The following is a 19,944-nucleotide window of genomic DNA, read 5'->3' as shown; positions in this document are numbered from 1 at the left end:
GCTAATACCACTTGGTTGATGATCCTCGCTCAAGTGCAAAGATTACGTTGGTTTATGGTGCTCGCGAAGGTGCTTTGCAGTTGTTGGATTTACAACTGACTTACTTATGGTAGACTAAAAGCCGCGCGGTTCTTGTGGGGAGACGGCGGGGTGTATTTTTCGAGAATCTTTACCGTAAAGTTGTGGAGACCGCTGAAGGAGCTTGTACAGTCAAGCTTTAAAGCTCTCATCGTCGGCGGAATTCTCATCCTAGCGACCGTTCAGCATTCTGCTGCCAGTGACTTCGTAGCAGAGCTGAAAAACGCTCAGGAGCAGGACAAATGTCCCGCTGACATCTGGACCGCGCTTTCCCAGTCGCTGAAGAACCATAGTATCCCGAGCGGTCAACTTCGCGAGCTGGCGCAAGCCATTTGGGGTTTTGAGCTCTATGTTTGCTTGTTGCCAGCCGATACCTTGGTCGACATTTTCGGCGAGCTTCAACGTAACGATCCCAAGCGTGCATTCAGTCAATTTGTGCGGGGAGCTGATGACGAGAAGCTTACCTTCGTCGGAGAAGTGCTTTACTTCGGAAATTCTGATGCACCGCGCCGGGAATTGGGACTGAAGCTATTGAAGCAGGCTCATGCAACGGACGACCTCGATCTGATTTCGTCCAGTTCGGACGGAGACCCTGGCGACCCACCTGGATTTTCGGCTGATTATGGTTTCTTCCAGGAGTACCAGGACGGCCTTTCCGGCAGCCGGACCGCAATGCAGGTCGTCACGAAGTTCTCTAAGGGTCTGGGAAACCTTCGCGAGGGGCGGGGCGATAATCGTTTCGTTTATCTCACGCAAGACGAAAGGACATTAGCGCATTGGCTTGCCCATCTGGCAGGGTACAATCCTGAAATAGCTACTAACATTATTCATTATGGTTCGCCCCAGCTTGCCTTCGCCGTTGGGACAATTTTGCTGGAAGGCAGCAGCGAGCATGGGTTCGACCGACCGCGCGGCATAGCTTTGATCAAGTCGGCCGCCGATAAAGGTTTGAGCGAAGCCCAGTATCGATATGCAATATTGGCGGAATTCGACCCATCTCTTGTGAATTCGCACGTTGACGCCACGCGTTATTATGAATTGGCCGCCAATGGCGGCGAGAGAGCTGCAGCGTTCGCACTTGCGCGACGAGCTGACGATGCTTCCGATAGGAAGGATGCGGAGAAGTGGTATGGCAAGGCTGCTGGCCTGATGCCCTCGATCGGAGAAGAAGGCAGCGGTGGCTATGAACGGTCCCTTGAGGCAGGAAGTCGCTACTTAACCTCCCCAGAGGGGAAAAATCTTCTTGATAAGCTGACCAAACACAATGCCGAGCTGGCGACTGCGCTCGGAGACGTAATGGTGTGCGTCGACTGCGATACGATCCCGGATCCAAACAGATCAGCGGACTGGTATCGAAAGGCGATCTCTGCTGACGGTGAAGAGGATCAGGATGGTACTGGAGCAGCGTTGAAATTGGCACGGTTGCTTCTTGTGTTTCCGGATGTCGCAAGAAACGAGAATGAGTTTGGCGATTTGCTGGAAAAATTCGGTGACAGGAACACGGAGTTTACGGGACCTAAAATTGCAGTAGACGCAGCGAGGGGAGAGGCGAACACGGATGATGTCAGTAAAGCCCTAGACGATCTCTGCGCTGACGAGGAATGCATCCGCTTGTTTCACGATTTGGCCATTGGGGCCATCGCACCTCAATTCGCGCGGCTGGGGTTCGAGAAGCTCCGGGCCTACATAGCCCAGCCGCCCGACAATGTTTCATCGGACGGATATCTCGCGCTTATGGATGCGTTGGCGTTTTACGGAGATTTTCAGGGCGCTGCTGATGTTATACGTGGAAAGAACCGTTTCGACCCGACGAGTTTCGATGATTTTAATACCCGAGCTTCCGTTATTCGCCGATTGGTAACGGATCACGGATTTACCAAGCAAAATGCAAAGCCGTTAGTAAGTTTACTACAGACGCTTAAGGTCGCGGGCGACCTTAATGCCGATTTTCTTCTACGGGCCATTGAACTGCCGCGGCTCGCTGACGAGGTGCCGGGGTTGAATGCCACGCCGGCCGAGGATGGCAGAGTCGCGGAACTGGTTGAGCTGCAAAGAGCTGAAAACGCGCGCGGTGGCCCGAGTGTGGGTCTATCGAGCGTGTCGAGACGCCTCGCGGCAGCCTACCTTAGTCGGGGCGACGCTCAGACGGCGCTGCGGTACGAACTTGTGGCCCTGAATACCGATCTCACGATGAACAAGATGAGGGTTATACAAGATGGCGTCGTCCCTACCGGACTACGAGAGGTTTGCCTTCTCACAAGATCAAGTCGCAGAACGTTGGCCTACGGGTACGGAGCGGTGTCGAACGTCCTTGCCAAAGTCGCTGTAAACCGGCTGCAGGAGGTCAGGCGCGATATGGCCGACATGCCCGCCGATTTGCAGACATGCTTTGCAGATTCTGCGTCTGACTCATACCGGTGGCTTGCTGGTCTCTTTTTCGAGCAGGGCGACCAGGCGAATTTTTCCAAGGTAATGTCGATGCTGCGCGATTTCGAGACGTTTAACTTCGTTCAGCGCGAGCGAAACGCGGCAGGGGCAAGTTTTTCTCCAATCAAGATGAGCACCCTCGACACCGAACTGGTTGCTGCGATCGAAGACGTTAAGGCGACGGACTATTCAGCGGCAAGTCAGATCCGAACGTTGGCGGCTAAGGGCGGCCAAATGACAGCTCACGAGGGCGTCCACCTCAAAGAATTGCAGGATATCGTCGATCAGCAAACCCGCCGAACTGACGCTCTTATCGATTCCATCGCGAAAGATCGCGGGAAAGATTCCGCAACGGTGGATGCCTTCTCCAAAAACGTCGAAGGCAACCTAAAGTCCGAGGTGCTCATTCAATATGTGGTACTTCCCGACCGGATTAACGCGCTGCTGACAACGCCGACCGGCCGAATTCCATATGTTTGGAAAAAGCTCGGCGACAAGCCGTTCTCCAGAGTGTTGCTAAATGAAAAAATCAAAGCGCTACGGGATGAGCTTACCGACACCGGAAATCATGGGCATGATGCCTCGGCCGAGATGTATCAAATGCTCTTTGCTCCGCTTGCCCGCGAAGTACAGGCGAGCGGTGCGAAGAGCTTGATCTTGCAATTAGACGGGCCGCTTAAATACGTGCCCTTTTCGGCATTGCGGAATGGTGACCACTATCTTATCGAAAGCTACTCGGTCGTCCGGATGAATGCGCGCGAGATTGGCGCAAATTCATTCGATCCGACTCCACCTTTGATCGCCGCCTTTGGACTTACAGAGGCACGAGGAACACTTCCGGCACTGCCGGGCGTCGAACATGAACTTGCCTTGTTAGTTGATGATGGCGTCTCCAAAGGAATAGTGCCGGGCAAAAGGTTTCTCGACGCAGATTTCACCACATCGATGATTGCACAATCGCTTCAGTTCGCTGGCGAGCCTCCGCGCGGGATACTTCATCTCGCATCTCATTTCGTCCTAGGAGAAACTCAGTCCGATTCATTCCTGGAACTTGGCGACCAGAGACTTTCGGTCGCAGACTTCCTTAGGTTAACCGACAGAGAACTGAGGCTCGGAAAATTGACGCTGCTCACCCTTTCCGCATGCGATACCGGATATCGTGACATTGAAGAGAACGATGATCTCGACGCCTTTGCTGCAAAGATGATCAATACGGGAACCAGGGCTGTTTTGGCCAGCCTTTGGGAAGTGCCGGATTCGTCTACTGGCTACTTCATGCGAAGATTCTACAACCTCGCCGTTTCGAAGGGACAGTCCCGACCCGAAGCGCTCGCCAATACGATGAGGGAATTCATATCTGGAGTTGCCGAACACACTGCGGTTGAGGTGGCCGACGAGGCTGTGCCGCCTGCAGCAAAAGACCCCGTCCAAACGTATGATTTCGATCACCCCTATTATTGGGCACCATTCGAGCTTTTTGAGGCAACACGATGAAATACACCAATGTAATCTGTGTAGCATCGGCCCTATCCGTTGCAGCCGTCTGCCAAGTCCCCACGGCTGCAGCGCAAGACCAAATTCATTGCTTTAGAGCCGATTACTCCAGGGAAGAAAGTATAGTCAGTGCTATATATGTCGACACTAAGGACGACGTAACCATCGCGCTGAGGGTGTGGGGGCTTCCCGACACCGTTTTCGTGTCGTTAGCCACCTGCAATGTGGAGGCCGGAGTGTTGCGATGCTCCGTGGAATGCGACGGAGGCAACGTAACGCTCGTAAAGAATGATCAGGGAATTTTGTTTGCCAGCTTTCGGGCTTTGACATTTGACGGAACCCGCATGCGCAGATCAATCTTGGATAATCTCTACGACGCTGATGGCACCGAACTGAGGGGCTCTTTCCTACTCCATGCGGCGCAAGACCAACATGCGTGTGCGACCGAAACCGAGCTGCCTAAGCAAGATGCGCGGGTACTGCAACCCGGCGATCTGTCGCCTGATATCGAGGAGATCGAGCAGGCGCTGACCAAGCTTGGTTACCCGGTCCCGAATTCCAGTTGGGTCTTCAACAAGGAGCTGGAGAATCGGACAAAGGAGTTTCAGACGGACCAGAACCTTTCAGTTACTGGTAAAATCGATCCATTTACATTCGAAAGAATAACCAACATGGCCCGAGGGGCAGGGGGAGGATGCTGATGTTCGTAAGCGGTGCGCTATCGGGTCTCGACAGGAGGGACGTGCTGAAGATCGGCTTGGGCAGTCTAGTGGCGGGGGCATTTGGAGGCGCTGCCTTCGCGACAGGCCCTGTCGACCTCACGGCCTTACCAGGATTGCCCGACGGAGTTTCGGGAAATGGCGCTGATCGCAACAATTACGCCACGGTACGCGGAGCGGACGAGCCCACGGCGGAACAAAAGAGGACAGCAAATGCCATCGCAGACTCAGCGCCAAGATCGCAAGGTGGTTCGATCGTGCACCCTCACGAGGTCGCGCTTTATTTTCTGAGCATAATAAACGACACGCACGGCAAGCACGATCCAAATTGGAAGGGTTATATGCGAGCGTGGCCAAAGGATGCTGCCGCAAACCCCCTTATCCGCGACGTATTTTTCTCGGCCACGAACCTCGCATCCAATGGGGATCTCACAGCTTGGTGTTCCGCATTCGTGAATTGGTGTTTCAAGCGCGCCGCTACCCCTGATCTCAAACCGGCTCAGACTGCACGGGCCAACTCGAGCTCCTGGAGGGACTGGGGCAAGGGTATTACCTTCAAGCGCGGCGACAACGTCCCAATCGGTGGAACTCCCAAGGTCGGAGACATCGTTGTCTTCAAGGATGTCAAAGATCCGAATTATGGCCATGTCGCATTCTTTCGCGATCTTAAGGGCGATCGGATTCAGTTCTACGGCGGTAACCATCTGGAGGGCCGGCCTGTCCGGCATGTGATTTCGGAGAAGTCACTTCCACTATGGGGAAGCGTGTTGGAAATTCATTCGATTAGGCAAACGTCAGGGCTGAACTGATCGGAGCCCCGATCTCACCCGATCGCACTGCGCTTCTACGTGGTGTCGGAATAGCGACTAACGCGAAATCTCGGTTTGGCAAATCCACAGGCAAGGCGCGAGCGGCATCAATGTATTTTGGATGGCGGAGCCAAGGTGTGCGCTGCCGCTACCGATTTGATTCGTTTTATTAATCTGAGTTCTTACTAATTTTTAGGACAAGTTTCCTGTCCGAAGCGTGGCTTGACGACGCCAGCGATAAGGAACAGAAGAAGAACAGTTTAGTTCTCACGACATGATGTCGTCCTTTTCAACGCGATTTCGAAGGATTCGCCAACGACGTCGGCTGCCCGCGAGCTAGCCATCGCCGATCTCCGCGAGCGCATCGCTGCTCTTGAAAGCGGCGTCGCGAAACGGAAGGGCTGCCTGCCTTTCGGATTACCGGACATCGACGCCGTGCTTCCCGGAGGAGGCCTCGCCTACGGCGCTCTGCACGAATTCGCAGGCGGCGGATCGGGCACCGTCGACGGAGCGGCGGCGGCTCTCTTCGCCGCGGGCGTCGCCGCCCGCACGAAAGGGAAGGTCGTCTGGTGCCTGACCCGGCCCGATCTCTTCATGCCGGCCCTGGCGCAAGCTGGCCTCCACCCGGACCGGGTAATCTTCGTCGAGTCCGACCGGGAGGAGGACGTCCTCGCGAGCATGGAGGTGGCCCTCGGTTATGGCGGCCTTGGCGCCGTGGTCGGCGAGGTCGTCCGCCTTCCGATGGTCTCCTCGCGGAGGCTGCAGCTTGCAGCCGAGAAGACCGGAACGATGGGGATAGCCGTCCGGCGCTGGAGAAGACAGACGGAGGCGAACGATTTCGGCCAGCCGACAGCGTCGACGACCCGATGGAGGGTGAGTGTCCTGCCGTCCGAAGCGCTCCCCGTACCCGGTCACCTACGTCCGTACGATCAAATTTGTTCGAAATTCTCGAAGAGGACCCGTCGGACGGGCGAGGTGGCTTGTGGAATTGATGAGATCGCGTGCGGGCGCGTGTGCCGAGTTTTGCGTGGGAGCATGTGATGAGCAGGGTCGTATCCATATACCTTTCGGATCTGGCGACCGACAGGATACGTCGGGCCGATCCCGACATTCCGCCTGAACAGGCGGTCGCGGTGATCGCGAAGAGCGGTGCCAGGCGCTGGGTCTCGGCCACAGACGCCGCCGCGAAGAAGGCGGGCCTCCGAGTGGGAATGCCGGCCGCCAAGGCGCAGGCACTCTTCCAGGGGCTCATGATGATCGATGCCGACCCAGTGGCCGACGCCGAAGCCTTGCGGCGGATCACGCTCTGGGCGCTCACCGTCTACTCGCCGATCGTCGCCATGGATGCGCCGGACGGCATCGTTCTCGACACGGAAGGCGCCGACCACCTGCAAGGCGGGGAGGCGCCGATGCTGACCGGGATCGCCAACCGCTTCCGCACCAAGGGTCTCACGGCGAGGGTGGCGATAGCCGACACCTGGGGTGCCGCCCATGCTTGCGCGCGCGCCATCAACCGGGAAACCGTGATCGTGCCGCGCGGCGAGATCGTCCGGGCGGTCGAACGCCTGCCGATCTCCCTGCTGCGGCTGTCCGAGAAGGTCGTCGGCGACCTCCGTACGCTGGGCTTCCGCACGATCGGCGAGCTTGCGAACACCGCTCGTGCGCCGCTCGCGCTCCGTTTTGGCCCCGAAATCGGCCGCCGTCTCGACCAGATGTTCGGGCGCGTGTCGGAGCCGATCGACCCAATTCGTAGCCCGGAGCTGATCGAGGTCAGCCGCTCGTTTGCGGAACCCATCGGCGCCGCCGAGACGATCAACAAGTACGTCGGGCGGCTTGTGGTTCAGCTCGTCGAGGAGCTGCAGCGCAAGGGGCTGGGTGTCCGGCGCACGGACCTCGTCGTGGATAAGGTCGACGGCACCCGCCAGGCGATCCGTGCGGGTACCGCCAAGCCGGCGCGCGACGTCGCCTGGCTGACCAAGCTCTTCAAGGATCGTACCGAGAAGATCGAACCCGGCTTCGGCATCGAGAAGCTTTCGCTTGTCGCGGTGATGTCGCAGCCGCTCGCAGAGACGCAGAAGACGTCCTCGCTGGTGGAGGAGGAGAACGACGACATCACGCCTCTCATCGACATTTTCGGCAACCGGGGCCAGCGCGTCTATCGTCTTGCTCCCGTCGCCTCCGATGTCCCCGAGCGCAGCGTCAGGCGCATCGCCGCTTCTGCTGCGGACGTCGGGGAGACGTGGACGCACGAATGGAAGCGGCCCGTCCGGCTGCTCGACCGCCCCGATCCGATCGAAGTGATGGCCTTGATGCCCGACCATCCCCCGGTCTGGTTCTCCTGGCGCGGCAAGCGTCGTCGCGTGAAGTGCGCGGACGGGCCGGAGCGCGTGTTCGGGGAATGGTGGGTGCGCACGTCGGAGGTCGAGGCCGTGCGAGACTATTTCGTCGTCGAAGACGACGTTGGCGAGCGCTACTGGATCTTTCGTTCCGGCGACGGCGTCGACGCGGGCACCGGTTCTCACAAATGGTTCCTGCACGGGATCTTCGCATGAGATACGCCGAACTCCAGGTCACCACGCATTTCAGCTTCCTCCGCGGCGCGTCCTCGGCCGACGAACTGTTCGCCACGGCGAAGGAACTCGGCATTGAAGCGCTCGGCGTCGTCGACCGCAATTCGCTGGCGGGAATCGTCCGGGCGCTCGAAGCGTCCCGCGCAACGGGCGTCCGCCTCGTCGTAGGATGCAGGCTCGACCTCACCGACGGGATGTCCATCCTGGTATATCCGACGGACCGCGCCGCCTACTCCCGGCTTATCCGGCTGCTGACGCTTGGAAAGAGCAGGGGCGGCAAGGGCAACTGCATCCTGTCGCTCGAGGACGTCGCGCTCTACGCCGAAGGACTGCTGGCCGTTCTCGTCCCCGACCTGCCCGACGAGACGTGCGCCGCCCGGCTCCGCAAGATCACCGACCTTTTCGGCGACCGCGCCTACGTTGCCCTGTCGTTGCGGCGTCGGCCAAATGATCAGATGAGACTGCACGAGCTGTCGAACATGGCGACGAAGTTCAAGGTTTGCCCCGTAGTCACCAACGACGTCCTCTTCCACGAGCCCGGCCGCCGCCAGCTCCAGGACGTCGTCACCTGCGTCCGCGAGCATACGACGATCGACGACGTCGGCTTCAAGCGGGAGCGCCACGCGGACAGATATCTAAAGCCGCCGGAGGAGATGGAGCGACTGTTCCCGCGCTACGGGGAGGCCCTCGCGCGGACTGTGGAGATCGTCGACCGCTGCAAGTTCTCCTTGGAGGAATTGACCTACCAATATCCGGAGGAGGCGATCATCTCCGGCAAGTCCGCGCAGGAATCTCTCGAGCATTACGTGTGGGAATGCATTCCGAGCCGCTATCCGGAAGGCCTGCCGCCCGACGTGCTGAAGACCGTCCGGCACGAGCTCGATCTCATCAAGACCATGAAGTACGCGCCCTACTTCCTGACCGTCTTCTCGATCGTGCGCTACGCGCGCTCGCAGGGAATCCTATGTCAGGGCCGGGGTTCGGCCGCCAACAGCGCCGTATGCTACATCCTCGGCGTCACCAGCATCGACCCGTCGACCAATGACCTGCTGTTCGAGCGGTTCGTCTCTCAGGAGCGCGACGAGCCGCCGGACATCGACGTGGATTTCGAGCACGAAAGGCGCGAGGAGGTCATCCAGTGGATCTACAAGACCTATACGCACCAGAAGGCTGCGCTTTGCGCGACCGTGACGCGCTACCGCGCCAAGGGCGCGATCCGCGACGTCGGCAAGGCGCTCGGCCTGCCCGAGGACGTCATCAAGGCTCTGTCCTCCGGCATGTGGTCATGGTCGGAGGAGGTCAGCGACAGGAACGTGCGTGAACTCAACCTCAATCCCGAGGATCGTCGCCTCGTCCTGACCTTGAAGCTCGCGCAGCAGCTCATGGGCGCCCCGCGTCATCTCGGCCAGCACCCCGGAGGGTTCGTCCTCACCCACGATCGTCTCGACGATCTGGTTCCGATCGAGCCGGCGTCCATGGTCGACCGGCAGATCATCGAATGGGACAAGGACGACGTCGAAGCGCTCAAGATGATGAAGGTCGACGTTCTCGCATTGGGGATGCTCACCTGCATGTCAAAGGCCTTCGACCTGATCCGCGAGCACAAGGACGACGATCTCGATCTCGCGACGATCCGGCAGGAAGATGCCGTGACCTACGCGATGATCCGCAAGGCCGACACCCTCGGAACCTTCCAGATCGAGAGCCGGGCGCAGATGGCGATGCTTCCACGCCTGAAGCCGCGGACGTTCTACGACCTGGTCGTCCAGGTCGCGATCGTCAGGCCCGGCCCCATCCAGGGCGACATGGTCCATCCCTATCTTCGACGTCGCGAAGGCAAGGAGAAGGTCGAGTATCCGACGCCGGAACTCGAGGCCGTCCTCGGCAAGACGCTGGGAGTGCCGCTGTTTCAGGAGTCTGCCATGCGGGTGGCGATGGTCTGCGCCGGGTTTACCGGAGGCGAGGCCGACCAGCTCCGCAAGAGCATGGCCACCTTCAAGTTTACGGGCGGCGTTTCACGCTTCAAGGACAAGCTGGTCTCCGGCATGGTCAAGAACGGATATACCCAGGAATTCGCCGAGAAGACCTTCTCGCAGCTTGAAGGCTTCGGAAGCTACGGGTTTCCGGAGAGCCACGCGGCGTCGTTCGCGCTCATCGCCTATGCCTCCAACTTCGTGAAATGCCACTTTCCAGACGTCTTCTGCGCGGCGCTGTTGAACAGCCAGCCGATGGGTTTCTATGCGCCGGCTCAAATCGTCGGCGACGCCGCGAAGCACGACGTCGAGATCAGGCCCGTCTGCATCAACCGCTCGCGATGGGACTGCACGCTCGAGAGGATCGAGCACACCGACCGCCACGCGGTCCGCTTGGGAATGCGCATGGTGAGAGGCCTGGCGACCGCCGACGTCGCGCGTATAGTCGCGGCGCGGATGAACTCGGAATTCGACAGCGTCGACGACATGTGGCGGCGATCCGGCGTCCCCGCGGCGTCGCTCGTCGAGCTGGCCGAGGCAGACGCCTTCCGGCCGTCTCTGGGCCTCGAGCGCCGGGACGCGCTGTGGGCGATCAAGGCGCTCCGCGACGAGCCTCTTCCATTGTTCGCTGCGGCGGCCGAACGCGAGATGAAGACGATCGCCGAGCAGCGTGAGCCGGAAGTCCGGTTGGTCCAGATGACCGAGGGCCACAACGTCGTCGAGGACTACGGACATGTCGGCCTGACCCTCCGGGAGCATCCGGTCGCCTTCCTGAGGCGCGACCTGCTGAACCGGAACATCGTCACCTGTGCCGAGGCGATGAACGCCCGCGACGGCCGCTGGCTTATGACGGCGGGCCTCGTCCTGGTTCGCCAGAAGCCCGGATCCGCCAAGGGCGTCATGTTCTTGACGATCGAGGACGAGAGCGGACCGGCGAACGTGGTCGTCTGGCCGTCGCTCTTCGAGAAGCGTCGCCGCGTCGTGCTCGGGGCGTACATGATGGCAATCAACGGCCGCATCCAGCGGGAAGGGGACGTCGTCCATCTCGTCGCGCAGCAGCTCTTCGATCTCAGCGGCGACCTGTCGGGCCTGGCGGATCGCGACTCCGACCCAGAAACAACGTCGAATTTGAAGTCGCTGGCCGTCCAGCTCCGGGCCAACTTCGACGAGTTCGCGGTCGAGGACCTGGAGGACATCTTGAGGGACGAATGGAGGACTCGCGGCCGCCGTTCAACGACAACGCGGAAATATAATGCTTGCGCAAGATCGTCTTTCGCAAGCGGGCGAGTAGCCTGAGGTCTCGCCGTCTTCGAATCGACGAGTTCCTTGGTCCCGCTGCACCGTGGAACTCTTACCTTGGAATTATCAGGTGGCTGAAGGTAACGGCTTTCGGATGTGAATATAAAAAGCGCTTGCGGGTGAGATCAATTCGGGTACCAATTCGTCTCCCTGGACCCGCAGTGACATCGTCGGTCGACGGCGCCAACGGGGGCGGATCGATCTCCCAATGACGCAGAGTCAGATCGCGTCCAAGTCGAACCCCATCCTCTGCACGGCCGGGTACATCGTCCGCCAGGCCCCGTAATCGACTTCCGGTGTGAAGGCGAAGACCACCGCCAGCATGATCGGCCTGTACGACAAGAAGTCCGGCAAGGCGTCCATCGAGGAGTATCGCTTGCTCGGGAAGTAAATTAAAACAACAGGGCTGGGAGGGCTATTGTTATGCAGTTTTTGAACGAACGAGACGGGCTGAGTGCCATTCGAGAAATGCTCGGCAAAGCTGACGCCGCAACGATCGTGGTCGCGTTTTGGGGAGCGGGAGCGATCGACTCCCTCGGACTTCGCAGGCAATGGCAGTCTCTGCGGGTAGTCTGCAATCTGGACTCCGGGGCGTGCAACCCGTCTGAAATTGAAGAAATCATGGGACTGGGGGCCAACGTAGAGGTCCGTTCCGACCCGAGGCTCCACGGCAAGGTTTACCTCACGGCCGCGCAGGTCGTGCTTGGTTCTTCAAATGCCTCCAGCAACGGTCTCGTTGTCGAAGGACCGGCCATTTCAGGTTGGGCAGAGGCAAACATCACGACAACCGACAGCGGGCTTCTGGCCCAACTGCGCACTTGGTGCGACGAGCGTTTCCTTACCGCGGACGCGATCACTCCTGAAAAGATGGAGCTTGCGCGCGTGGCCTGGAAGGCGAGACGCGCAGCGTCGCCCGCAGCAGGCGGATTATCCACCGATCTACTTTCCTCCGTTAGGAGCCAGCCTGACCATCCTGCCTTTGCACGCATCAAAGTCGTACAGTGGGCCCGGACAGTTTCGGCCCATGCCGAGAGAGTTCACAGACGAGCGATCGACGAGGATCAAAGCCTTACCGGGACGGACATCTACGAAGGCTGGGGAGATGCCATGCGCGTCGGCGACTGGCTCGTCGACTTCGATGTCAGCGGTCAGCAGGCGTCCTTCACAGGTTATTGGCATGTCGCCCACCGTGACAACGAAAACGACCTGACGTTCGTGCGGAAGCGGACCTCTGTGGAGATTCCAACGATCGGAAAGCTGAAGATCTCTAGCTTGGACAGGGCGCGGCTGGAGAAGATGATCGGCACGACACCGGGTAAATTGCTTGGTCCAGCCGAGAAGATCACCCCGATAGCTCAGGTCGTTTCATCGCTGGACAACTGGGCGCCGGTGCCCAGCATCAAGGCTTTTGATAGGGCGATGTTTGCCATCTACGATCAGGCGGCGTCGTTTGGCTACTATCCACATGATTTCCGTTCGATGGTCGAAAAGCTCGGTGGTGTTCCTGCCGCCAAGCAATTGATCAACACGGTGAAGGTCTCCCAGGGCTTCACGCGGTTGTGGGAAGAAAAGCGTCTTGACCTTAGTGTCGAGGCGCTTGCGGTCTCGCCACAATGGAGGGCGCTCTTCACCGTCGAGGAAATCAAGCGTTCAAGACGACGGCTGAAGGAGGTTGGCTATCCGCTTCCAGATTGAGGAGCAGCCCTCGCATCTCACTGGAGCCGCCCGCCCTGTCGAACGGGTCGGTCGCCTCCCAAGAAGGCTGGCGAAGGTCGCCACATCTAGGAAGTTCGACATCTTTCCGAACCACGATAGGGTTTCGCTACGCCCGTCGGCAGGAAGCGTTCTACAGCGAAGTCCCTTTTGACCGCAGGTCCACAACGGGCTTCGCCCGTCAAGACGTAGCGGAGCTTCCGAACTAACGCCAACGGCACTTCAGACGAGCATTGTCTCCAGATGCAAGCTCCGTCTTCGCTCGTGCGACACAGGAACGGGCCTCGTTTCTAAAATCCATCGGATACCCTAAGGTTGGACCCGGCACTCGGTTCAATGCCGGAGCGTCAACCTGCCATAAGTGAAAGCGACGTCGCAAGCCCAGATATCTGCCCACGAATTCACGACTTGGCCGGGCCTGTAGCTCAACCGGTTGCGCCGTCGGGCTCCGACATCTCCTCGGTGGCGTTCTCGCAAACGCCAGTAGCAGGATTTCCTCAGGCTAACGGATGCCGGACTTTGCGAGAAAGGAGGCTTTGGCGGTTATCACGCTCGTTTTTCCGGAACCGGCGTCCGCAAGGACCTCCCTGGCCGTCTTTGACAGATCTACCCAGATGACAGCTCCGCGAGGATGAATATATGGGATCGGGCGATGGTAACGGACTGCGTTCTCGAATACCCAGGCGAAGGTGGCGCGATAGGGAAGGGCAATCGTCTCCCAGTCCAAGTCAACTAGATGCAAGTTCTTCGAGCCCGACAGGGAATCACGATCAAGTGGGCCGACCACATCGACTAGGATGGCCTCACCTAAGACCAGGCCCGATCCCGCAGCTATAAACGCAGTGCTTCCCCGATGAGCGGTCTTCGAGCCGCGCAACTCCCATTTCTTGCGCCCGTCAACCAGTGCTGACACCCAAGGCTCTCGAACAATAAGGCCCTTCGCCGGAATTTTCACCGCCTCACTCTCAATCTGCCGAGCCATCGCTCAGGGCGACGCCTTAATTAAAGATTTGGAGATCTACCATAAGGTGCGCTGAAAACGAGGTTGAACCATGAAATGACCAGCAGCATCGCACTGTGGTACGAACAGACGCAGGATCCGCCGAAGGGCGAGCGAGCGAAGGTCGAGGTGCACTTCAATCTCTGGCGACATCTTGTCAAGAAGGAAGAGTCAAACTTTCTCGATGTCGGGCTTCTGATAGAGAATGGCGATGAGATCAAGACCTTGAGTCTCTTTCTTCCAATTGCATTTGATTTGACCGAGGTGATCGACCTCAGCGAGGTCTTGAATGACGATAAGCTGCTGAGTGGGGTTTTCAACGACGTGGTGAAGTTCGGTGCTGAAGTGCCTCCGAACAGCTTTACCGCCGAGTCAAAGGGAAAGCACTTCCTCACGTTCCATCGCGTGGATCGCGACCACGACGTCGCGCGTATCGACTATGATGGAGGCGAGGCCGAATGCGGGTTTCAGCTCACGTTCAATGCTGACTTCTGCCGAAGGCTCCATGGGCCTGGCAAGCATTACATGCGTTTGCGCTTCCTACTGAGCGACGCTGCCGCGACGGTCTTCAGCACCAAACGCGGTGGAGAAGGTGGCATACTCGTGTCCACGCTGTGGTACGAGGAGTTCACGGAGCTTCGTTTCAACGAAATGCGAAATGTGCCAAAGGCCGTCGTGGCCCGGATGGAGGAGCCCGCGTCAAAACTCTTCAATGTGACCGCGGCACATTGTTTTATAATCCGTGATCTGAGCTTCGAGCATGTCGCCTCTCATGGTGCGATGCAAAAGATGCGCAGGATGGAGGCCCACCTCTGGGACGGATATCTTCCAAAACACCTTCCGGACATCAATATCGGGAACATGATGATTTATCACTGGCGAGCCAATTCCGCGCCGGTAGACAATTTTGTCTCTCTCGCTCGCTTCCGCGCTCCAACCAACAATATCTGGTACTATGTTGCTGGCGTGGTCTTGCTTGGGGGCCTGGGAAGTGCTCTTGAGGACTTCTTGTCTTCACGACACTGGCTGGGCTATGAGGACGAAAGTGGCGCTGTCGCGGATGGTGGCTTCTGGGCCGGCTTGGAGATCGCCGGAATCATTCTGTTGTGCGTCCTTCTTTTAGCGAGGACGCGGTCATCGATTTGGCGTCGAATAAAAAGTTTTTTCAAATCTTTAGAGGGAAAGTGATGACATTCACGGCCATCCTCCCTACCATAAGGGTAGAAGGAATCTTGACATGACCGAGCTACAGAACGTCGTGCTAGCCACGTTGAGCGGTGCCGCGCTTCCCGAAGTAGCGGAGGTATACACCCGCCTGCAGCATCTCGATGCCTATTACCCGGACTTCGAGAGGTGGTATTGGCAAAGCGTGGTTCCAGGTCTTCTCGACGGTACGAGAACGATCCGTGCAATCCGGTCGAGAGATCGTGTCCTTGCGGTTCTGATCGCGAAAAAGACCGATGAGGAGCGTAAGTTATGCACCCTGTGGGTTGATGAAATCTATGCAGGCAAGGGCCTCGGTGTTCGCCTCATCAATGAAGGTCGACAGTGGGTTGGAAGCAATACGCCACTCGCGTCGGTGCCTGAGGAGCGCATGGGCGAACTCTCTGGCATACTGGGACGGATGGGTTTTGTCGTGACCGAAGCATTAGAATCCTTCTACCGCCCCGGTAAGACTGAGTACGTCTTCAACGGACGTCTCTCCACCATCAACGGCTAGTCAAAGCAGTCTCGAAATCAGCCAGATGTCCGCTTTTCACGAGGTGGAAGCGGGCGTCGATGGATGACGCCCATTCCTCTGATGTTTTTCGTTCCAACGCCTGGAGATGGCGGATCTCGTATTCAGAATGGGAACGTCCCTTGCTGCGGCGCCTCGCTTGAAGGACGGATGGATCGTCGTATATGAGGACTATCGCCGCGATAGGAATGTCAGGAAATAGTGCCGCCACCTCCAGTGTGCTCGAGTTAGTGTCCTCTAGCACTGCATGGCCATCAAGGATAAGCTGGTCGCCATGGCGAAGTGCCATTTCATGGATCGTTTCTTGAAGAGCGACCTGATTTTCGACAAGCATCTCGCGTGAAAGGTTCGTTGTAGGCCGTCCAAGCTCGGCTAGTACCTTGCTCGCCCTGCCGTATAGATAGTTCGGCGACAGTTCTACGAACCGCTCAATCGTGTAGGTCTTTCCGACGCCGGATATCCCGGTCACAAGGATCATTTCGCTCTTTTGACTCCTCGATATGCCTATCGCATTGTTCAAACGCACCCGGTCGTTCATTATATGGAGCGTATCGTGAACGGGGGTCCTGAGGCGGCGTATGGAATCGCTTGGATCATAGCTCAAACACAACACCCATGAGCGGTAGTTTGAGACTGACGCCAGTCGAACACAGCATTGATTTAAGAACAAAAAGGGAACACAATGAGTCTAAGCGATGAGTTGTCCACCGCCTTTCCACAGGTCCCACACAAGGATGGTGTGAAAAATGGGTGCAAGCATGCGCGCGACTCGCTGTTGGTGTTCGTTGGGCTAGAAGGCTCGACTATCGTGCACATGGACGACCGATTTTTGGAGGCCACAAATGCAGTTCGATCTTTTTTCCGAAGTGGACGAACTCGTGGACGTCAGCACGGACATGCGGGCCAGATCGGCGTCACCGCGATTCATGTGCTGGACTAAGATGCAGGCGGAGGCGGGGCAGAATCTTTCGGACATTTTCCGCCGAAAGGAGTACGAGCGTCGAGCCGGAAACGGGGTGTTCTTTTGGGGAATTGGAAATCCGCTCGACTTTTCGAAGCTCCAGTCGAACGACCGGGTCGATCTCGTGTTTTCCACTATGCTTTCGGCGCCTAAACGCGAAGACAGAGATCCGGAAAGCGTGCTCGTCTGGCGCAAGTACCTCAACGCGGCTGGAGAGGAGGTGGAATTGCCTCCGCAAGTTCTGCTGATGAGCAGAGCGACCACAAAGCTAGGCCCGAAGAAGCGTCACTACGCGCTGGTCTGCCATTCTGACAAGGAATTGATTCTCGGGGACGAAGGCGAATTCGATCCAACGGTCTACCGCAACGCGGGCCCGAATGGCGGCAAGGTAGGCTTCTCGCAGGTTACCTCTCTGCTCGAGAGGACGTCGCAGTCTCCTACGCCATCGCGATATCGCGCTAACTTCGGTGCACAGCTCCTCCGACCTTTTATTGTGAAGCTCTGCGATCCGGTACTGCTTGAGCCGGAAGATCGCCGCCGTGTTGACGATCACCGCGCAGGGGAGTCAAGTACGTGGCTGCGGTTTACGACCCAGATCCGAGCAGGCTCCCTTTCCTCGATCAACGCGCGGGCCGCTCGCCTCTGAGCAGGACGCCGAATGGCTGAGCGAGTTTGGCCGAGTATGCCGACTTCACAATTCTCGGCGAAACCTCGTTCGCTGGCCCGATGTAGTCTAACAATCCCTTGTCCACGCGACCCTTGATGTATCCGCCGGCATTCTTTCCCTCGCTTGGGCCGATGCCAACGACGTAGCGCGTCAGGTCGACTTCGAGATCGCCTGGGACGATTTCATTCAGGACGACGGCATATTTCGAACCGCGAACCTCGATACCCTCTGGGATCGGCTTCCAGTTCTCACCATCTTCCGAATACTCGTCCGCCACTGCCGACATCGAATGGTTCGACTTGATAAGTTCCATGATCAGGCGGACGTCGCGGCCCTGCTCAACCCTGTACTTGGCGAAAGGCTGCAGCTTGGAGATCGGGTGCATGGTGCCGCCGCCGTAACCCCAGAAACTCATCCCGGTCCGGTCGAACTCCTTGTTCTTTCGTACGAGGATGTCCTCGAAGGATTCTGACGCATGCATTCCGACCTTCATGAATACGATCGACTCCATGCCGTTCATTCAGCTATCTCCCTTTCGATCTCATAATCCCGTGGATCCGCCATGCCGCGGCCGATGCGCTCGATTTCCCGGACATACCGCGCCTCAAGATGTTGGTCGCGACCATAGAAGTCCTTCTTCTCCTCGGCGGTCAGCGGCTCGTTCTTTAGGTCGAATTTCTCCACCTTCCGGAAGATCATCGCGCAGGACGCTAGCTCGGGCGCGTCTTCGAGGTGGTAGGTATGCATGTGCGGCTGCATCTCGACGACAGCCATACCGAGCTCGATTGCTGCTTTTTGGGTCATTCGCAGCACCAGGCCCGGCCATGTCTTCGTGTCGTCGTCGGCGATCGCGACGACGCCCAGGCCTTGGTCTTTCAGAAGCTGGGCGCCGCGCCGAAGGAAGGACACGACGCTCTTGCCGTCGTTGTATTGGCCCCACGGTGGGTTAATGTGAAAGGAATCGAAGGATTCGAGGAGCCTAGGGTCCAAGCCGTCCGCGACGTTATAGAGCCGTGCTTCCATCTGCTGAGAGAATTCGTTGTCCTGCGCGAACCGGTTGACGGAGTTCACCATTCGCTCGTCGAAGTCGAGAAGCAGAAGCCTGCTCGGACCGTAATCAAGAATCCCTTCGTTCATCAGATGAGCGATCGATAGTCCGATGGCGTCGCCGTCGCCTACGAAGACGAGCGAACGGCCGTCGAGCTTGCGGCAGAGGTACTCAGCGTACACGACCATATCGCCGACTTTCATGTAGATCTGGTCGAATTCGCGGATTGGCGGAGGACGGTTCTGAACGACGTCCGACAGCGCATTCAGGGCCAGGCGTAAGTCAAGAGCCCTGCGCCTCGGCTGGCCGTTCCGTCCGTTCCCGTTCTTCTTGCGCTCGTCGTTCTCGCTCATGGAGTCCTCGATGATTTCTTTCGCTGCGAAATTTCAGAAATCGGCAGGGAGAGCTGCTTGCCGAAGAGGTATCGGGTAACCAGGTAGCCGAGGCCGAAGACCTGCGCGAGGACGCTCGGAAACAGAACTTTGAGCAGGGTGACGTCGAAGTGGAGGACTTCGGCGCCGATGAGCACCATGAGCAGGAATGCGAATGCAACTTCGACGCAGATCAGGGAGAAGATCATTTTCGCATAAAGCGACCGCATCTTGCGTTCGTCGTCCGTTTGCTGCGACCACACGCGAAGGTATGCCTGCAGTCGCTCGCGGGCCTCCCATTCGGCGAAATTGTTCGGCTCCCACGACGAGCCGTCCTGCGGCTTAACCTCGCCCAAAACGTCGACAACCGATTTCGGTTTGGAGGTAAGGTCAGGTTCGCTCATTCAAGAAGTCCCAGACTGTCGAGGCGGAACGTCATCGCCTGCTGGGATACCTGGAAGAAGGCGGCCATTCCCTCCGGATCGGCGATCTCCTTCCATGCGTGGACAACTGCCTCCCTAGGCATGAGGAGGGCGGCCGCGAAGACGTTCGCTTCCCATTCGGCACGGCGGACGTCGTTCCAAGGGGTATCTGGATCCTGTACCGTTCGGAAATTGTCTTGGGTATCGATGAATTCGCCCTCGCCTGCGGCGAGATGAAGGATGAAGTGGCCCAGTTCGTGAGCGACCGTAAACCGTTTTCGAACAGGCCGGTCATTGACATTGACGTAGATGCTGGTGTTGGACGGCCGCTTCGCGATCAGTCCGTGTATCCCTTCGTCGTCGAACGTGGCGTTGTAGACCTTCAGTCCGAGTTCGTTCGCGACGGCCACGGGATCTACAGGGCCTGTCGAATCGACGCCGATCCGCGAAAGCAGCGCGCTCGCTTCCTCCTCGATCGCTTTGCGTGTCGCCAAGCCTCGCTCCTGCAGAATCGTGCGGACGCAAAATAGAACGAATCATCAAACTGAACTCTAACAAATATAGACTACAACTTCTGCGCTCTCAACTGCGGCTTGCGGAGCAATCAGGTGGCGCCGTAGATTTATGAAAATTAGCACCGTTGAAGATCCAATAT

General features: G+C 58.1%; 16 protein-coding genes and 1 pseudogene. 10 read left to right on the top strand and 7 right to left on the bottom strand.

The genetic code is table 11. The features are described from left to right. The first annotated feature begins 150 nt into the window (after positions 1-150). The 6 genes and pseudogenes from AC25BC_RS13755 (at position 151) to AC25BC_RS13730 (ending at position 11,366) form a co-directional block, all read left to right on the top strand. Positions 151-3,999: a CHAT domain-containing protein gene (locus AC25BC_RS13755; RefSeq protein WP_128438145.1), complete on the top strand. Its 3,849-nt coding sequence runs from the start codon at positions 151-153 to the stop codon at positions 3,997-3,999. Then, the gene (locus AC25BC_RS13750) at positions 3,996-4,700 is read left to right on the top strand and encodes a peptidoglycan-binding domain-containing protein (protein WP_128438144.1); all 705 of its coding nucleotides are present in this window, start codon (positions 3,996-3,998) and stop codon (positions 4,698-4,700) included. Before AC25BC_RS13755 ends, AC25BC_RS13750 begins: the two co-directional genes overlap by 4 nt. After that, positions 4,694-5,527, top strand: a complete 834-nt coding sequence (locus tag AC25BC_RS13745) for a CHAP domain-containing protein (protein WP_128438143.1) — start codon at positions 4,694-4,696, stop codon at positions 5,525-5,527. The genes AC25BC_RS13750 and AC25BC_RS13745 overlap by 7 nt, the downstream gene beginning before the upstream one ends. 297 nt (positions 5,528-5,824) lie before the next feature. Then, a pseudogene (locus AC25BC_RS13740) lies at positions 5,825-6,647 on the top strand (ImuA family protein). After that, a complete protein-coding gene (locus AC25BC_RS13735) occupies positions 6,568-8,079 on the top strand; it encodes a Y-family DNA polymerase (RefSeq protein WP_128438142.1) in 1,512 nt (503 codons plus the stop codon). The pseudogene AC25BC_RS13740 and the gene AC25BC_RS13735 overlap by 80 nt, the downstream one beginning before the upstream one ends. Next, positions 8,076-11,366, top strand: coding sequence for an error-prone DNA polymerase (locus AC25BC_RS13730; RefSeq protein ID WP_245459790.1), 3,291 nt, complete (start codon positions 8,076-8,078; stop codon positions 11,364-11,366). Before AC25BC_RS13735 ends, AC25BC_RS13730 begins: the two co-directional genes overlap by 4 nt. 222 nt (positions 11,367-11,588) lie before the next feature. On the opposite strand, the gene AC25BC_RS13725 is transcribed toward AC25BC_RS13730, so the two are convergent. After that, on the bottom strand, positions 11,589-11,732 hold the full coding sequence (locus AC25BC_RS13725; RefSeq protein ID WP_164902980.1) for a hypothetical protein: 144 nt from the start codon (positions 11,730-11,732) through the stop codon (positions 11,589-11,591). 60 nt (positions 11,733-11,792) lie between these two features. Here AC25BC_RS13725 and AC25BC_RS13720 point away from each other — a divergent pair, with 60 nt between their 5' ends. Beyond that, positions 11,793-13,064, top strand: a complete 1,272-nt coding sequence (locus AC25BC_RS13720; RefSeq protein ID WP_128438141.1) for a phospholipase D family protein — start codon at positions 11,793-11,795, stop codon at positions 13,062-13,064. A gap of 520 nt (positions 13,065-13,584) precedes the next feature. Here the strand turns inward: AC25BC_RS13720 and AC25BC_RS13715 are convergent. Next, on the bottom strand, positions 13,585-14,064 hold the full coding sequence (locus AC25BC_RS13715) for an ASCH domain-containing protein (RefSeq protein WP_128438140.1): 480 nt from the start codon (positions 14,062-14,064) through the stop codon (positions 13,585-13,587). A gap of 75 nt (positions 14,065-14,139) precedes the next feature. Here AC25BC_RS13715 and AC25BC_RS13710 point away from each other — a divergent pair, with 75 nt between their 5' ends. Both AC25BC_RS13710 and AC25BC_RS13705 read left to right on the top strand, forming a co-directional pair. Further along, complete coding sequence (locus tag AC25BC_RS13710; protein ID WP_128438139.1) at positions 14,140-15,270, top strand: hypothetical protein; 1,131 nt, start codon at positions 14,140-14,142, stop codon at positions 15,268-15,270. 49 nt (positions 15,271-15,319) lie between these two features. Beyond that, positions 15,320-15,802: a hypothetical protein gene (locus tag AC25BC_RS13705; protein WP_128438138.1), complete on the top strand. Its 483-nt coding sequence runs from the start codon at positions 15,320-15,322 to the stop codon at positions 15,800-15,802. Here the strand turns inward: AC25BC_RS13705 and AC25BC_RS13700 are convergent. Further along, positions 15,792-16,298: an AAA family ATPase gene (locus tag AC25BC_RS13700; protein ID WP_164902979.1), complete on the bottom strand. Its 507-nt coding sequence runs from the start codon at positions 16,296-16,298 to the stop codon at positions 15,792-15,794. The two genes, AC25BC_RS13705 and AC25BC_RS13700, sit on opposite strands and share 11 nt — an antisense overlap. A gap of 364 nt (positions 16,299-16,662) precedes the next feature. Between AC25BC_RS13700 and AC25BC_RS13695 the strand changes: the two genes are divergently transcribed. Then, a complete protein-coding gene (locus AC25BC_RS13695) occupies positions 16,663-17,427 on the top strand; it encodes a hypothetical protein (protein ID WP_128438136.1) in 765 nt (254 codons plus the stop codon). Here the strand turns inward: AC25BC_RS13695 and AC25BC_RS13690 are convergent. Genes AC25BC_RS13690 through AC25BC_RS13675 form a run of 4 tightly spaced genes read right to left on the bottom strand, consistent with a single transcriptional unit; the run spans position 17,402 to position 19,783 of the window. After that, the gene (locus AC25BC_RS13690; RefSeq protein WP_128438135.1) at positions 17,402-17,968 is read right to left on the bottom strand and encodes a hypothetical protein; all 567 of its coding nucleotides are present in this window, start codon (positions 17,966-17,968) and stop codon (positions 17,402-17,404) included. The two genes, AC25BC_RS13695 and AC25BC_RS13690, sit on opposite strands and share 26 nt — an antisense overlap. After that, on the bottom strand, positions 17,965-18,849 hold the full coding sequence (locus AC25BC_RS13685; RefSeq protein ID WP_128438134.1) for a bis-aminopropyl spermidine synthase family protein: 885 nt from the start codon (positions 18,847-18,849) through the stop codon (positions 17,965-17,967). The genes AC25BC_RS13690 and AC25BC_RS13685 overlap by 4 nt, the downstream gene beginning before the upstream one ends. Next, positions 18,846-19,271, bottom strand: coding sequence for a hypothetical protein (locus AC25BC_RS13680; protein WP_128438133.1), 426 nt, complete (start codon positions 19,269-19,271; stop codon positions 18,846-18,848). The genes AC25BC_RS13685 and AC25BC_RS13680 overlap by 4 nt, the downstream gene beginning before the upstream one ends. Continuing rightward, a complete protein-coding gene (locus tag AC25BC_RS13675; RefSeq protein ID WP_164902978.1) occupies positions 19,268-19,783 on the bottom strand; it encodes an ImmA/IrrE family metallo-endopeptidase in 516 nt (171 codons plus the stop codon). The genes AC25BC_RS13680 and AC25BC_RS13675 overlap by 4 nt, the downstream gene beginning before the upstream one ends. Positions 19,784-19,944: the final 161 nt, after the last annotated feature.

Source organism: Rhizobium sp. WSM409 (assembly GCF_057653825.1).
This window is presented reverse-complemented; position numbering and strand designations above follow the sequence as displayed.

Coding starts and splice junctions, on each gene's coding strand:
- AC25BC_RS13720 (WP_128438141.1), top strand. CDS start 11,793: ATGCAGTTTTTGAACGAACGAGACGGGCTGAGTGCCATTCGAGAAATG.
- AC25BC_RS13745 (WP_128438143.1), top strand. CDS start 4,694: ATGCTGATGTTCGTAAGCGGTGCGCTATCGGGTCTCGACAGGAGGGAC.
- AC25BC_RS13700 (WP_164902979.1), bottom strand. CDS start 16,298: ATGATCCTTGTGACCGGGATATCCGGCGTCGGAAAGACCTACACGATT.
- AC25BC_RS13685 (WP_128438134.1), bottom strand. CDS start 18,849: ATGAGCGAGAACGACGAGCGCAAGAAGAACGGGAACGGACGGAACGGC.
- AC25BC_RS13680 (WP_128438133.1), bottom strand. CDS start 19,271: ATGAGCGAACCTGACCTTACCTCCAAACCGAAATCGGTTGTCGACGTT.
- AC25BC_RS13750 (WP_128438144.1), top strand. CDS start 3,996: ATGAAATACACCAATGTAATCTGTGTAGCATCGGCCCTATCCGTTGCA.
- AC25BC_RS13730 (WP_245459790.1), top strand. CDS start 8,076: ATGAGATACGCCGAACTCCAGGTCACCACGCATTTCAGCTTCCTCCGC.
- AC25BC_RS13715 (WP_128438140.1), bottom strand. CDS start 14,064: ATGGCTCGGCAGATTGAGAGTGAGGCGGTGAAAATTCCGGCGAAGGGC.
- AC25BC_RS13705 (WP_128438138.1), top strand. CDS start 15,320: ATGACCGAGCTACAGAACGTCGTGCTAGCCACGTTGAGCGGTGCCGCG.
- AC25BC_RS13735 (WP_128438142.1), top strand. CDS start 6,568: ATGAGCAGGGTCGTATCCATATACCTTTCGGATCTGGCGACCGACAGG.
- AC25BC_RS13690 (WP_128438135.1), bottom strand. CDS start 17,968: ATGAACGGCATGGAGTCGATCGTATTCATGAAGGTCGGAATGCATGCG.
- AC25BC_RS13725 (WP_164902980.1), bottom strand. CDS start 11,732: ATGGACGCCTTGCCGGACTTCTTGTCGTACAGGCCGATCATGCTGGCG.
- AC25BC_RS13710 (WP_128438139.1), top strand. CDS start 14,140: ATGACCAGCAGCATCGCACTGTGGTACGAACAGACGCAGGATCCGCCG.
- AC25BC_RS13695 (WP_128438136.1), top strand. CDS start 16,663: ATGCAGTTCGATCTTTTTTCCGAAGTGGACGAACTCGTGGACGTCAGC.